Below are 14,587 nucleotides of genomic sequence, written 5' to 3'. Positions count from 1 at the left end.
ATATGGATAATAAACATAATACTCTAAATAAAAAAACCCCATTAGTGATAGCACTTGGCGAATGCAAAACAGCTTTTTGGGTAATTTTTTGGTTTGCTTTTGTAATTAACCTCCTTATGTTAATTACTCCTCTTTATTCTCTGCAGGTTTTAGATAGAGTTCTTGGTAGCGGTAATTTATATACATTATTATATCTATCAATAATAATTGCTTATGTTTATTTTGTTTACAGTTTGCTGCAAATCGCACGTTCTTTTACACTTATAAAAGTAGGAGAATGGCTTGATAGGACAGTAGCACCGATTATTTTTTCTTCATCAATTTCTGCAGCTGCAACCCGAGCAAGTATAGGTTCTAGTCAACTATTACGCGATTTTCAATCCGTTAAAACATTCCTAACAAGTACAGGAATTAACACTTTGTTCGATGCACCTTGGAGTATTATCTATATCATAGTTATTTTCTCAATTCATCCATATATTGGTCTTATTACAGTTTCCGGTGCAATAATTATAGTTTCAACAGCTTTCTTTAATGCAGCAGCTACTAATAAAACGTTAGGTGAAGCTACTGAATTTTCAATTAAAGGCATGACTCAAGCGGATATTGCTAACAGAAATGCTGAAACAGTTGAAGCAATGGGCATGATGAAAAATGTTACAAAGAACTGGCACAAATTTAATTTAGCAGCACTTGATAAGCAATCGGTTGCTAGCTATCGTAACGGTGTTATATCTAACTTTTCAAGATTTATCCGTAACATAATGCAAATGGCTGTTACCGGAGTAGGGGCTTACATTGTTGTAAAATCTCACAGTGCAGATATGACACCTGGTAATATGATTATGAGTTCTATAATAGTTGGTAGAGCACTTGCTCCTTTTGATAATGCTATTGAGCTATGGAAAAGCATGAGTGGTGCTATCAAATCATATAAAAACATCAATAGTTTATTTAATACTTATACTTCTAGAGATGAAGCAATGCCAATTCCAAATGTTGAGGGGCATCTTACCGTTGAAAATGTTTATTATGCTCATCCTATACCAAAACATTTACCACAACCGCTTGTGCCCAAATATATCTTAAAAGGTGTTAGTTTTGCAGTACAACCTGGTGAGATTCTTGCAATAATTGGACCTTCAGCTTCAGGAAAATCAACTTTAGCTAAAATCATAGTTGGTATATGGCAAAAGTCATCAGGCTCTGTACGCTTAGATAGTGCTGAAATTTATCGTTGGAATAGAGAAGATTTTGGTAAACATGTTGGCTATCTTCCTCAAGGAATAGAACTTTTTAGCGGTAGCATAAAACAAAATATAGCTAGAATGGAAGAAAATGCTGATCCACAAAAAGTGATTGAAGCAGCTAAAATAGCTGGTGCTCATGAAATGATATTAAGATTTCCAGATGGTTATGACTCTGATATTGGTCCTGCAGGCTCTAATTTATCAGGTGGGCAAAGGCAGCGTATTGGACTTGCTAGAGCTTTTTACGGCAATCCAAAACTCATCATTTTAGATGAGCCTAACTCTAATTTAGATGAAGTAGGTGAAGTAGCTCTAGCTAATGCTTTAAAACAAGCAAGAATCCAAGGAATAACAGTTCTTGTAATTTCGCATAGGCCTTCTGTGTTATCTGTTGTTGATAAAATTCTAATATTACAGGATGGTGCAGTAGCAGTTTACGGAACACAGGAAGAGATTCAAAACCACTTTAAAACTTTAAAAAGTGGTACAATTCACATCAATGATTAAATTTTAATATTATGCAAGAATTAAAAAATAATAAGTCTCATATTACTCCAGAACAGTTGAAACAATTATTGTCTTTAAAAGAGGAAGTATTAAACCTTAAAGGTCAAGGTTCTAAACGTAAGGCTCTAATCAATAAAACATTAAACAAAACCTCTAAAGTAATAGAATTTTTACTTATTAAGCTTGATAGATTTGTTAATTTTATTATCAAAAAAACTGATAAAGATCGTAATAATGTAGTACAAGCTGCAAGGTCACCTATACTTTTTGGCATTAGTGTTATTATTTTTCTAGTATTAATCGGTGGCATATGGTCAGCTATTGCTCCACTTGATAGCGGTGCAGTAGCAGTTGGAATAGTAATGCCGAATACTAATAAAAAAATAATTCAGCATCATGAAGGTGGAATAATTTCTGCCATTTATGTTGCACAGGGTGATAAGGTTAAAGCTGGTGATAAGTTAATAGAGCTTGAAAAAACTAGAATAAAAAGTGAATATGAAAATATTTTAAGCCAGTACCGAAATGCTTTAGCAACTGAAAATCGCTTAGTTGCTGAGCGTGATAATTCAGAGCAAATCGATTTTTCAGATTTTCTAATACAAGATATAAATTTGCCTGAAGTAGCTAAAATAATTTATACTCAAGAAAACTTATTTAGATCAAAGAAGGAAGTATATAACTCAGAAAAAGGTGCTCTGCAACAACGTATTGCACAATTCGAAAAAAAAATTGAGGGGTTAGAAGCAAAAAAAATTGCTGCGACTAAGACAACCGAAGTTTTGCAAGATCGTTTTAAAGCTTTAAAAACCTTAAAAGAAAAAGGCTTTGTACAAAAATCAGCTTTACTAGAGCAAGAAGCAAAAGTTGCTAGCTCAAAAAGTGAAGTAGCAACAATTGATACAGAGATAGCAGCCACTCGCCATGCTATTACCGAAAGTCAAATTAGTATAATTAATTTACAAAATAAATATACTGAGAAAACTTTAACAGAGCTTCGTGATGCTCAAGTACAAACAGCAAGTCTTAAAGAAAAATTCAATGCTTTAACTGATTCTCTAAATCGTGTAGTCATTAAATCTCCCGTGGACGGCATAATTAATCATTTAAGGTATCATACTATCGGTGGTGTTATTAGCCCAGGTCAGGCTATTATGGAAATTTCACCAAGTAATGATCCATTAATAATAGAAGCAAAAGTATCACAAAAAAATATTGACTCAGTACATGAAGGGTTAGTTGCAAAAATACGCTTTAGTGCATTTAAATCAAGAACAACTCCAACATTTACTGGTAAAGTAGTAAGAGTATCACCAGATATAGTACAAGATGAAAGACAACAACCACAACAAGAGAATTATTATATCGCAAGAGTTGAAATTGATATGGATGAGTTTAATAAAATAGCTAAAGCAAAGAACCTTGAATTACATCCAGGAATGCAAGCTGAGGTACAAATTGTAACAGGTACAAGAACGTTGCTAAGATACTTACTTGATCCTGTAACTGACACTGCATTTAAAGCTTTCAGAGAAAAATAGAATATATACTTTATCATTACAAATTCTTAATATTACTGTTGACTTTCAAATAAGAAAGTATAAACTGTTTGTATAATTTAATTGTAGATGGAAAGTTATGCTAGGCTACAAACAAGAACAAAGAAGTTTAAGTAAAGAGCAAAAGCAAGCTGTAGGATTACTTTCTATAGGTACATTTCTTGAATATTTTGATCTTATGCTTTATGTGCATATGGCAGCACTTTTAAATAATTTATTTTTTCCGGAATATGATCATTTTACTTTTTCATTGCTTACTGCTTTCTCTTTCTGTTCTACTTACTTACTTAGACCTATTGGAGCATTAATATTCGGGTATGTAGGTGATCATTTTGGACGTAAGATTGTAGTGGTTTTAACTACCTTATTAATGTCTATTACTTGTGTCATTATAGGCAGTGTACCAACCTATGCAGAGATAGGCATAACAGCTTCTTGGGTTCTAACTATATGTCGTATAATTCAAGGTATGTCAGCAACTGCAGAAGCACGAGGTGCAGAGTTATACTTAACCGAAAATTCAGCTCCTCCTATGCAGTATCCATTGGTAGCAATTATAACTGTATTTTCTGCAGTAGGGACTACACTAGCACTCGGTATTGCATCGATTTTTACCAATCAAAATATTTATAGACATGAATCAAGCTGGCGTATAGCTTTTTTTATTGGCGCAACTATTGCTTTTGTTGGTACTATTGCAAGAACTAGTTTAAAAGAAGCAGATGCATTTTCAAATAAAAGAAAAAAATTAAAATTAAGACTTAAAGAAAATAGTATTACGTTTGAAGAAGTTGATAAAGATATTCTAGATCAAAAAGTTCCTAATTCTACTTCTATTTGGTATTTCTTTGTCCAATGTGCTAGACCTCCATGTTTTTATTTTGTATATATATATTGTGGTGATGTATTAAAAAGAGAATGTGAGTTTAGTCCAAGTCAAATTATAAGTCAAAATTTTTGGGTGTCTATAGTAGATTTACTTGGTATTATTAGCCTCATGGTTATAAGTTATAAAATTCATCCTTTAAAAATACTTAAAGTAAAATTATATCTATTTTTTACCTCTCTCATTTTTTTTCCTATAATGTTAAGTTATAACCCTAATCCTGTATATATTTTTATTTTTCAATGTTTAGCTGCATTGTTCGTATTTGATCATGTGCCAGCAGCGCCTATATTTTATAAATATTTCCCTGTTTTTAAGAGGTTTACATATACTAGTATGCTAAGTGCAATAGCAAAGTTATTTACTTATCTTATAACATCTTTTGGTTTAGTGTATATTACTAATTATTTAGGATATTGGGGATTATTTCTAATTTTTATTCCTGTAGGTGTCACTTTTTTTATGGGAGTAACTTATTTTGAGAAAATGGAAAGGAATCAGAGTTTATAATCTTATTAAAAGTAGAATTAATATCAAACTTAAAATTATTCCTACAACATTCAACATATATAAGCTCAGAAACTAAAGGTATTTCAAGCATTTCACTTAAAGCTAAAAAGTTTTTTAATGTCTCTTTAATTATCTTATGAGCTTTTTCAGACGATTTAACTCTTAGGGTTTGTAAATTATGTATTCGATCAAAAAGTTTTATAAGTGCTGTGTCGTATCTTTTTTGCTTAATCAATATGTCAAGGTTTTTTGCTGCGCTAATTTTTCCATAAGGTTTCATTCTCGTTAAGCCTTCTACGTGTCTTGCTACTTCTTCTTCAAAAATGTTGCTAATCATATCTTCAGTAAGCTCAGTATCTTCAATAGTATCGTGCAATAAAGCAGCTTGCAGCATTATAGAAGTAAAAAGCTTAGGAGCTTCTTTTGCTACAAATTCTGCTACCATAATTGCTACTGCGATTGGATGAGAATAATAAGGGTCGCCTGATTGACGCATTTGAATCCCATGGTATTTGCGAGCATAATAAATGCCTTTCTTAACTTCCCTAATATCAATAGGTTTTTTTACTTGTGTATTTAAAAATAACAGTCTTTCAATTAATTTATCAGAATACTTACAGTTTTTAAATTTTTTTTCCCAACAATCTATATCTTTCATAAAATCTCCCAACTATATTAATTATTTTATTGGTTTCTTCTTATGATGATGTAGCCAATTTTAAAATCCATAAAGTATAATATACTATTTTTTTTCCCCCTCTCTTCTTTTCTATCATATTACTATATTCCTGTTCTTGTTTTATATCTTTATCTATTTCTCCCAATAATTTATTTTTTTCTAATTTTCCTCTTTTATATTAATAATAATGAAGCTTGGATCATTTTGGTCTTGCTCAGTTATAACCATATTTTCATTTTCTTATAGCTTACACAATTACATCTAATTTAGATTCAATATCATGATAATTTTTGATTTGCTTTGTAGAATATTTTATATTGACTATTTGTTATATTTCACTTTTAAGAAATTGTTTAAATCTTAAGCTATCTATCCTGATCTTGTGATTTATATGTTACATAAAAACTTTTAAAATGCTGTTATACTCTATGTTTTATCTCTTTCTACTTAATTTAATTTTAGTTCTTTTTTGCTATAAATTATAAAATTTTTTTGGAATATGAGGAGTAGTTATGCCTTCAAAAATCTTATTAATCTTCTTTAAAAGATCACTCAAAATAAAATTTCTAGTGAACAAATATTTTAGCGTTATAATACAATTTTTATGTTATTTCCACTTTATATGAACATCACACAACAAAAAGCTATACAAAATTTATAACTTACTAGGATCAAAGTTAAAATTAATTTCCTTCCAATGATTAAAGCGTGCAGGATCAAGATTTTCAATAGGATTTGCTTGCAATACTGCTCTAATGGCACTATCAGCCAAAGCCTCACAAATACTAGCTGAAATATCAGAGCAAATTTTCTCTTTAACTCTTACCTGTTCAACATTACCACCTTTATCAAGCATAATGTTAACAACTACTCTAACCTTATTATTACTACGTACTCCTGCTGGTATATTACTCCAATGTCTTTCAATCTGCCGCTTTATCAATGATATTTCGCTATCAGAGAGAGGTAACCCTTCTGTATAAACACCTTTAGATTCTTTTGCGTTATTAATTTGTTTTTCTCTTTTATATTTATTTGATTTTAAATTATTACCTTCTGAAGACTGCTCTAAATTTTTTAATAAAAAATCAAGCTCATCAGTTTTAGGTTCTTTTTTCTCTTCAGGTTTTTTAGCTGCTATTTCTCTCTCTTCTTTAAACTTTTCCTCTTTATGTTTTTCTTCTTTAATCTCTTCTTGTTTCTCATGTAATGCTTTGTTTATTACTTCCTGTTTCATTTCTTCAATAAGTTTCTTTTCTTCTATTTTAGGTTCTTCTTCTATTATTTTAGCCTCATGCTTTTTTATTTTTTCTTCTTTTAGTAAATCTTGCTCTGAAGTATTTTTAGGCTTAGTGTGTTCAGATTTTTTAGCATCTTTATTTTCTATTGGTGCTTCATTTTGCTTTGTCTGAGTTATGATATTGGATTTATCGCTAATTGGCAGCATTTCAAAAGTTATTGTTTGCTCTTCCGGTAACTTTTTAAAAAATGATGGCATACCACATAGAAAAAAATATAAAATGAATAAATGAAGCACAATAGAACAGCTTAAGAAGACTGTAAAATTATCAGTATTTTTTTTTCTGAACTCTTTTAATGTCTTATCTTCTGAAGTAAACTGCAAATTTTGCTTATTGTTACTTTTCATTATTTTTAATATTTGAAATAAGAGCTACACGAGAGAATCCAGCAGTGTGCATGTCGGCAACTATCTCTACTACTTGTCCATAAGAAACATTCCTATCACCTCTTACAAAAATTGTAATATCTTTTTTCTCTTTGATAATATTTGCAAGCTTACTAATTAAATATGCTTTCTCTATTGGAGTTTCAAATATAAATACTTCTCCTTTATTATTGATTGTAACTACTAATGGCTCATCCTGCCCTGAAATTGGGTTAGAATTTGTCTCAGGTAAATCTATATTTACACCTGAAACTAACATTGGAGAAGTTATCATAAAAATAATCAAGAGTACTAGCATTAAGTCCACAAGCGGTGTAACATTAATTTCACTAACTACAGCTCTTCTGCTTCTCCTATTACTTCTGGCAAGCTTTATAGCCATTACATTTTCTCCTGATCAATTGCCTTAGAAAGTATAGAATTTAACTCACTGATAAAGTCTTCCATTCTATTATTAATAAGAGTAATATGAGAAATCAGATAGTTATAAAAAATTACTGCTGGAATAGCTGCAAATAAGCCGATAGCGGTTGCAAGTAATGCTTCGGCAATCCCAGGAGCTACTACAGCAAGTGAAGTGTTTTTTGATGTAGCAATTGATTGAAAACTGTGCATAATTCCCCAAACAGTACCAAATAAACCAATGAAAGGAGCGCTTGATCCTACTGTTGCTAAAAAACTTAAATTCTTTTCTAACTTTTCGACCTCTTTATTCTGAGCTAGGTACATTGAATTAGTAATACGCTCTTTATGATTATTCTTTAATGAATCAGAAAGACCTCTAGTATTTAGGCTCTTACATTCATCCATAGCTGAAACAAATATTAAAGCTAGAGGGTTATTCACTGATCTTTTTATAGTTTTATACAAATTCTCTAAAACTCCTCCTGACCAAAAAATATTTTCAAAAGCTTTCATCCTTCGCTTCACCTGCATAATCTTAAATATTTTTTCTAAAATAATAGCCCATGACCAAATGGAAGCAATAAGTAGCATTAACATAACCGATTTACTGATAATGTCAGATGAACTTATTAAGGAAAAAATTGACAAATAATCTTGTGTTACAACTTCTAAAGTTTCGCTAATATTATTAGTATCTGTATTCATTAAAATTACACTAATTAATTACTCTAAAATAATATATATTTATATTACTTTTGTCATTAGATTATATAAAAAATTTTGTATTTCTAACTAATATTATAGTATATTTTGTCTAAACTATGTTTTGGATTTAAAAATAATTTTTTAATAAAATTAACTAGCAAATAATGATAACCTATGTAAAGTCATCTCCTAATGGTTCTACAACTTACTAATTACTAAAAAATATATTCATGATAAATCATAGAATTTTAACTACTTATAAGTTTAATGTTGGTTGCTACATACACTTAGACAAAGCTCTTCTAACCTTAATATAGAAGCATTATATAGACATTTTCTATACATATTAGGACATCAATACAGCTGTAGAAGCAGCTTATTATATATTAGAACCCGAAATAATAATTATATTAAGCATGACATAATACATCAATTAATGTGTAATTATAAATATGAAGCTTATAACAAGCACAATTAAATAACATGGAAATCCGTCTTGATGTTTAGAGTATACATTGGTGAAGTAAAATAATTGCTGTAAAGCTAATATATTAACTAAAATTCAAGCGGTGAACATTATTTTTAATGTAGTACATTAAATGGAAACGATAAAAAAAATATTAAAATATATTTATAGTGATAAATCTACACTTTAATCATTTTGCAGAAGAATTTGACAACACACAAGATATGCAGAATATTTATTCATGTAATACAACATGTAACAAAACTTCAGCTTTAAATCATCTAAGAATTAGTACCATATAATAATTAATTCAATACTCAATATTCTTAAAATCTAGCCGTATTTTTTCAATAACTCAAGGGCTTTTGAAAAATCTATTACATATTCTTCTTCTTTTTCTAAATCTTTAAGTTTTAGTCTATTATTTGTTTGTTCTTCATCACCAATAAAGATAATAAATCTTGCCTTTTCATTCAGTGCACGCTGCATTCTTTTAGCTATTTTACCCATTATTTCTAGTGTAGTAGTAATATTATGTAAGCGCAATTTATCTGCAATTGCTAAGGCAGAACAAACATTATGTTCGCCTATGGGCAACACGAATACTGGACTTACTAAGGATATACTATACTCTTTAATTAAAGCAATCCGTTCAATTCCAGCAGCAAAACCAACAGCAGGCACATCATCACCACCCATAATTTTACTAAGCCCATCATATCGCCCCCCAGCAAGAATAGTTGATTGCCCTCCAAGCTTTGCAACAGTGAATTCAAAAGCAGTGTGACAGTAATAATCAAGCCCTCGAACCAAACGTGGATTTATATGATATTTTACGTTTAAAACATCTAGATATTTTAGTAATTCATCAAAATATTCTTTCGATTCATCAGTATAATACTCAGATAAAACTGGAGCATTAGCTACTATTTTTTGATCAACTTCACTTTTAGAATCAAGAATTCGCATCGGGTTTTTGACCAGTCTAATCTTGCTTTCATCGGATAATTCATCTTTAAAATCATTAAGGTACTCTACTAATTTCTGCTGATAATTAGCACGAGATTTACTACATCCGAGAGAATTAAGCTCTAATACAGTCTCTTGCTCTATCTCAAGAGCTTTTAATATATCTACAGCTAGCTTTAGAGTTTCTGCATCAGAAGTAGCACCTTTAGCGCCAATATATTCATAATTTAGTTGATGAAATTGCCTTTGACGTCCTGCTTGTGGTCTATCATAGCGAAAAACAGGACCAGTAGAGAAAAATTTAAGAGGTAGTTTATGCTGTAAATCACTTGAAATAAAAGATCTAATAATACCAGCTGTAAATTCAGGTCTTAGTGCTACAGATTGATTACTTTTGTCAAAAAAACTATAGATTTCTTTACTAATGACGTCAGAGCTTTCACCCATTGAACGATTAAAGACTTTGGTATACTCCAAGATAGGAGTGCTCATCTGCTTATAGCCATATAATACTCCAATATCTCTTGCTTTATTAATTATATAGTCATGAACTTTATAATCCTCAGGCAAGAGATCCTTCATTCCACGCAGTGACCGTATTTTATCGCTCATCTCTCTAATTTGCTTCTTTTTTCATAAAAAACGATCTTACGATATATAAACAGAACATTGCAATAAACCAATATATTAGAGCATGTCCTGCCATTAATATATTAAATTCACTGTCATATATTTGAATAAATAACAGATATGCACAAGCAAATAAAATAAATGGCACAATAATAAATACCAAAGGACATTTAAAAGGTCTTTGTACATCAGGTAATTTTATCCTAAATAATAATACTATTATTGCTACAGTTATATAGTCAATAAGAGCTCCCATAGAGGTTAATTGTGTCAATAATTCTGTAGAACAAAATCCTCCAAGAATCGCTGCAAGAGATGCAAATGTTATAATTGTAACATAAGGACTGTCATATTTTGGATGTAATTTTGCAAAGCTTTTTGGCAATAAACCATCACGTGCAATAGCATAAAAAATACGAGAAGTACCATAAATATTCATCATCAGCACTGTCATCATACCGCAAATCGCACCAGTTGCAACAATAGCTGAACCAATCTTGCTATTATTGATAATTAAAGCATAAGCAAGTGGCTGATCATTATTTAATTGATCAAAAGGGGCTATACCGGTAACAAGCCCTGCCATTATTACATATACTAAAGTTGTTAAAACAAGCGAACCAATAATACCAATCATTATATCACGTTTTGGATTTTTACATTCTTCAGCAGCAGTTGCAATTGTCCCAAAACCAGTAAAAGCTAAAAATAAAATAGATGCTCCTATTAAAACATTACTGAAACCAAAAGGCATAAAGTTGCTCCAGTTAGTTGCATCAAAATGTGGAGCAGCAGCAAGTATAAATACAAATATAGCAATCATTTTTATAAGAACTAAAACAGCATTTAATTTTTTACTATCTTTAGTACCTAAATATAAAATAAATCCGATAAAAGCTGAAATTAAAAATGCTGGTAAATTTATTACTCCACCATTAGTTGGTACTGTGGTTAAAGCTTTTGGTAAGTATACTCCTCCTGCTGTTAATATTCCTTGTACATAACCTGACCAGCCTGCTGCTACTATTCCTGCAGCCACACCAAGCTCTAATATTATAACACTACCAATCATCCAGGCAAATATCTCACCAAATGCAACATAGGAGTAAGTATAAATACTTCCAGAAGTTGGAAGCATTGCAGCAAGCTCTGTATAAACAAGTGCTACAAAAATACACGTAATACCAGCAATCATGTAAGATACCATTACTGCAGGACCCGAATATTTAGCTGCAATTATACCAGTAACAACGAATACGCCAGTACCAATCATAGCGCCAAGTCCGAGTAATATTAAATCAAATGCTCCAAGCGTCTTTCTAAGACCACTAGAACTACCTATTTCTTTTACTGATTCAAAACTTTTTTTCTTTAAAAAACTCATTAGTTTCTCCATTTTTAGTAATAACTTTTTACCTCCTGACATATTTCATGCAGAAACAAGAATCAAAGTAATTATATAAAGCACAAGTTTTTATAGTATAAAATTTGTAATTCTTATACTAGGTTGTTTACTTTGGATTACTGTTCCTACAGGAATGATATCAGAACACCTATGTACTGGAATGACATTAAACGCGCTTCATGACAATGATATCTCACCTTATATCTCTAGTAATCCAGCCTCCACCAAGTACTCTATTGCCGTCATAAATAACGCATGCTTGCCCTGGTGCAACTGCTTTTTCTTCCGATAAAAATTTTACTTTTATTTTATTGTTACCTAGTTTACTTATTTCTGCAAGACGTGGCAATCTTGTCGAACGAATTTTAACTGCTACCTCTAGTTTCTTATCATCTTTAATCTCACTTGCAAGCCAATTAATATCCTTAATTATAAATTCTTGTACATTTAAGGCAGATTCTGGCCCTACATATACTATATTATCATTAGGATCAATCTTTACTACATATAGAGGCTCATTATAAGATATACCAAGCCTACGGCGCTGCCCTACAGTATAATTAATTATCCCGTTATGATCACCTAGCTCAAAACCATTTACATGCATGATTTTACCACTTTCATTTGCCTGAGGTCGCACTTTATTTATTATAGCACGATAATTTCCATCAGGTACAAAACAGATATCCTGACTATCAGGCTTATCTGCCACATCAAGACCAAATTTATTAGCTAGCTTTCTTGTTTCTTCCTTGCTAAGACCACCAAGCGGAAAATGTAAATACTCAAGTTGCTCTTTAGTAGTTGTAAACAAAAAATAACTTTGATCTTTTGTAGGATCAAGTCCTGTATGCAACTCTACTCCATTATCACCATTTATTTTTCGTACATAATGACCGGTAGCAAGCTGATCTGCTCCAAGTTCTTTAGCAACTTTTAGCAAATCTTTAAATTTTACTGATCTATTACATTGTACACATGGGAGTGGTGTTTCACCTTGTAAATAGCTATCGACAAAATTATTGATCACTGACTCTTTAAATTTATTTTCATAGTCAAGCACGTAATGAGGAATGCCAAGCTTATTTGCTACCATTTTAGCGTCGTAAATATCCTGACCTGCACAGCATGCATTCTTTTTCCCCACTGCCATACCATGATCGTATAGCTGTAAGGTAATACCTATCACATTATAGCCTTGCTCACACAATAAAGCAGCAACTGCTGAACTATCAACTCCTCCGGACATCGCAACAACCATAGTAGATTGCTTATTACTTAAGTTAACCATACATTTTACTTGAGAACCAAACGATAAGTTATATTAAATTTTTAAATTAAATTACAACTAAATTCTGTATCTGAAATTTTAAATTATTAAATTAATTGTTTTTTTATAGGATATGGTATTATCATATCTTGCACTTTAAAGAAAGTATTAAGATAAGGTAAGTACTTATAACGTCATGCATTTCAGGATCAATTTTAAAATCTTTATCTATACAAAACATAACCTGCATTAAAACTTTTTCATTGGCTTTTAATATATTGTTCTTCAAAGCAAAAACAATAGAATTTTTATAAAATATTTTCCTGCTTTATTAGTAAGTAACATTATACAAAGAAGCGCCTATTATATCATTTTAATAAAAAACTAGAGTATTTTGTCCTGGAACAATTTGGACCATTTTCTGACGTGAAATAAAACGCCATAGTAGATTTTATCAACATTCACATCGAATTCAATAATGATATGTTTAGTACCTTTAACCTTAGAATTATATATTTACCATTTCTTTTGTGATTAGTACCTTATACCCTGTAACTTTACAAAATAAATTGTAGATATAGATAGGTACGGAAACAAAACTCATACTAAATTATTAATCCAAGTAAGGAAAACGCCAAATTTTTATTAGTTTTTTTAGAAATTGCTTAATTTTATTAAAAAATACTCTAGAAAAAGTTTATTTTAGATAATATATGTGATATTATTTAAGAAAATTAGTTTGTAGGTAAGTAATGACTAGTAATATTAATGCATTAACAATCTCTAGTGAATCAGGATTTTATAGCTACTTACAGAAAATTAATAAAATTCCTTCACTTACGCAGGAAGAAGAATTTTTACTAGCTAAATCTTATTTAGAACAAAATGATTTACAAGCAGCACATAAGTTGGTAACTAGCCATCTTAAATTAGTTGCAAAAATTGCAAGCGGCTATAGAACCTATGGTCTTCCTATTACTGAGTTAGTTTCAGAAGGTAATATGGGTTTAATGCAAGCAGTAAAAAAATTCAACCCTGAGCTTGGTTTTCGCCTATCAACATATGCTATGTGGTGGATTAAAGCTTCTATTCAAGAATATATATTAAAATCTTGGTCATTGGTTAAGATGGGCACAACAAGTGCACAAAAAAAATTATTTTTTAGTCTTAGCAAAATTAAGCATAAAATTACTAATTTATACTCAAGAGCTATCACTACTGATGATTTTGTGCAGATAGCAGATGAACTAGGTGTTTCAGTCCATGAAGTTTCCGAAATGAATACTAGACTTTCCAGCTCTGATTTATCATTAAATAACTCTATAAATAGTGATGATGCAGAATCAGGAGAACTAATAGAATTATTACCGGAAACACGACCTACCCCTGAGACTATGGCTATTAATAAGCAAAATTATAGTAATAAAAAGAAATTACTATCAAATGCTATGAAGATTTTAAATGATAGGGAGCTCCATATCTTGACAGAGCGTAAACTAAAAGATACTCCTAAAACTCTAGATATTCTAAGCAATGAGTATAATATCTCTAAGGAACGTATTCGACAAATAGAGAACACAGCCTTTGAGAAAATAAAAAAGTTTATTTTAAACCATAGCAGTGAGGTAGTATAACAAATTGTATAAATTAGGAAATAAT

Annotated in this window: 11 protein-coding genes and 1 pseudogene; 4 read left to right on the top strand and 8 right to left on the bottom strand. The window is 30.7% G+C overall.

Going from position 1 to position 14,587, the window contains the following annotated elements; genetic code table 11:
- The first annotated feature begins 2 nt into the window (after positions 1 to 2).
- From AC27F4_RS00915 to AC27F4_RS00905, 3 genes are all read left to right on the top strand, one after another.
- On the top strand, positions 3 to 1,757 hold the full coding sequence (locus tag AC27F4_RS00915; protein ID WP_487061167.1) for a type I secretion system permease/ATPase: 1,755 nt from the start codon (positions 3 to 5) through the stop codon (positions 1,755 to 1,757).
- 11 nt (positions 1,758 to 1,768) lie between these two features.
- Positions 1,769 to 3,298: an HlyD family type I secretion periplasmic adaptor subunit gene (locus AC27F4_RS00910; RefSeq protein ID WP_487061165.1), complete on the top strand. Its 1,530-nt coding sequence runs from the start codon at positions 1,769 to 1,771 to the stop codon at positions 3,296 to 3,298.
- Between the two features lie 97 nt (positions 3,299 to 3,395).
- Positions 3,396 to 4,712: an MFS transporter gene (locus AC27F4_RS00905; RefSeq protein WP_487061163.1), complete on the top strand. Its 1,317-nt coding sequence runs from the start codon at positions 3,396 to 3,398 to the stop codon at positions 4,710 to 4,712.
- On the opposite strand, the gene AC27F4_RS00900 is transcribed toward AC27F4_RS00905, so the two are convergent.
- The 8 genes and pseudogenes from AC27F4_RS00900 to AC27F4_RS00865 all read right to left on the bottom strand — a co-directional run bounded on the left by AC27F4_RS00900 (position 4,663) and on the right by AC27F4_RS00865 (position 13,590).
- Complete coding sequence (locus AC27F4_RS00900) at positions 4,663 to 5,370, bottom strand: HD domain-containing protein (protein ID WP_487061161.1); 708 nt, start codon at positions 5,368 to 5,370, stop codon at positions 4,663 to 4,665. The two genes, AC27F4_RS00905 and AC27F4_RS00900, sit on opposite strands and share 50 nt — an antisense overlap.
- A 676-nt stretch (positions 5,371 to 6,046) precedes the next feature.
- Positions 6,047 to 7,039 carry an energy transducer TonB gene (locus AC27F4_RS00895; RefSeq protein WP_487061159.1) on the bottom strand — a complete coding sequence of 331 codons (993 nt, stop codon included), beginning with the start codon at positions 7,037 to 7,039 and terminating at the stop codon, positions 6,047 to 6,049.
- Positions 7,029 to 7,460, bottom strand: coding sequence for an ExbD/TolR family protein (locus tag AC27F4_RS00890; RefSeq protein ID WP_487061157.1), 432 nt, complete (start codon positions 7,458 to 7,460; stop codon positions 7,029 to 7,031). The genes AC27F4_RS00895 and AC27F4_RS00890 overlap by 11 nt, the downstream gene beginning before the upstream one ends.
- Positions 7,460 to 8,188, bottom strand: a complete 729-nt coding sequence (tolQ, locus tag AC27F4_RS00885; RefSeq protein ID WP_487061155.1) for a protein TolQ — start codon at positions 8,186 to 8,188, stop codon at positions 7,460 to 7,462. The genes AC27F4_RS00890 and tolQ overlap by 1 nt, the downstream gene beginning before the upstream one ends.
- Before the next feature lie 799 nt (positions 8,189 to 8,987).
- The gene (gene hisS, locus AC27F4_RS00880; RefSeq protein WP_487061153.1) at positions 8,988 to 10,235 is read right to left on the bottom strand and encodes a histidine--tRNA ligase; all 1,248 of its coding nucleotides are present in this window, start codon (positions 10,233 to 10,235) and stop codon (positions 8,988 to 8,990) included.
- Positions 10,236 to 10,239: 4 nt separating this feature from the next.
- A complete protein-coding gene (locus AC27F4_RS00875; protein ID WP_487061261.1) occupies positions 10,240 to 11,637 on the bottom strand; it encodes an amino acid permease in 1,398 nt (465 codons plus the stop codon).
- A gap of 214 nt (positions 11,638 to 11,851) precedes the next feature.
- Positions 11,852 to 12,949 carry a tRNA 2-thiouridine(34) synthase MnmA gene (gene mnmA / locus AC27F4_RS00870; protein WP_487061151.1) on the bottom strand — a complete coding sequence of 366 codons (1,098 nt, stop codon included), beginning with the start codon at positions 12,947 to 12,949 and terminating at the stop codon, positions 11,852 to 11,854.
- 86 nt (positions 12,950 to 13,035) lie between these two features.
- Positions 13,036 to 13,590 (bottom strand): annotated as a pseudogene (locus tag AC27F4_RS00865) (cytochrome c oxidase assembly protein).
- A 90-nt stretch (positions 13,591 to 13,680) separates the two neighbouring features.
- On the opposite strand from AC27F4_RS00865, the gene rpoH reads away from it, so the two are divergent.
- The gene (rpoH, locus tag AC27F4_RS00860; protein WP_487061149.1) at positions 13,681 to 14,562 is read left to right on the top strand and encodes an RNA polymerase sigma factor RpoH; all 882 of its coding nucleotides are present in this window, start codon (positions 13,681 to 13,683) and stop codon (positions 14,560 to 14,562) included.
- Positions 14,563 to 14,587 lie beyond the last annotated feature (25 nt).

Source organism: Candidatus Rickettsia mendelii, from assembly GCF_057543435.1.
The sequence above is the reverse complement of the archived record's forward strand: the minus strand, read 5'-3'. Positions and strand labels throughout refer to the sequence as shown.

Coding starts and splice junctions, on each gene's coding strand:
- AC27F4_RS00915 (WP_487061167.1), top strand. CDS start 3: ATGGATAATAAACATAATACTCTAAATAAAAAAACCCCATTAGTGATA.
- AC27F4_RS00910 (WP_487061165.1), top strand. CDS start 1,769: ATGCAAGAATTAAAAAATAATAAGTCTCATATTACTCCAGAACAGTTG.
- AC27F4_RS00905 (WP_487061163.1), top strand. CDS start 3,396: ATGCTAGGCTACAAACAAGAACAAAGAAGTTTAAGTAAAGAGCAAAAG.
- AC27F4_RS00900 (WP_487061161.1), bottom strand. CDS start 5,370: ATGAAAGATATAGATTGTTGGGAAAAAAAATTTAAAAACTGTAAGTAT.
- AC27F4_RS00895 (WP_487061159.1), bottom strand. CDS start 7,039: ATGAAAAGTAACAATAAGCAAAATTTGCAGTTTACTTCAGAAGATAAG.
- AC27F4_RS00890 (WP_487061157.1), bottom strand. CDS start 7,460: ATGGCTATAAAGCTTGCCAGAAGTAATAGGAGAAGCAGAAGAGCTGTA.
- tolQ (WP_487061155.1), bottom strand. CDS start 8,188: ATGAATACAGATACTAATAATATTAGCGAAACTTTAGAAGTTGTAACA.
- hisS (WP_487061153.1), bottom strand. CDS start 10,235: ATGAGCGATAAAATACGGTCACTGCGTGGAATGAAGGATCTCTTGCCT.
- AC27F4_RS00875 (WP_487061261.1), bottom strand. CDS start 11,637: ATGAGTTTTTTAAAGAAAAAAAGTTTTGAATCAGTAAAAGAAATAGGT.
- mnmA (WP_487061151.1), bottom strand. CDS start 12,949: ATGGTTAACTTAAGTAATAAGCAATCTACTATGGTTGTTGCGATGTCC.
- rpoH (WP_487061149.1), top strand. CDS start 13,681: ATGACTAGTAATATTAATGCATTAACAATCTCTAGTGAATCAGGATTT.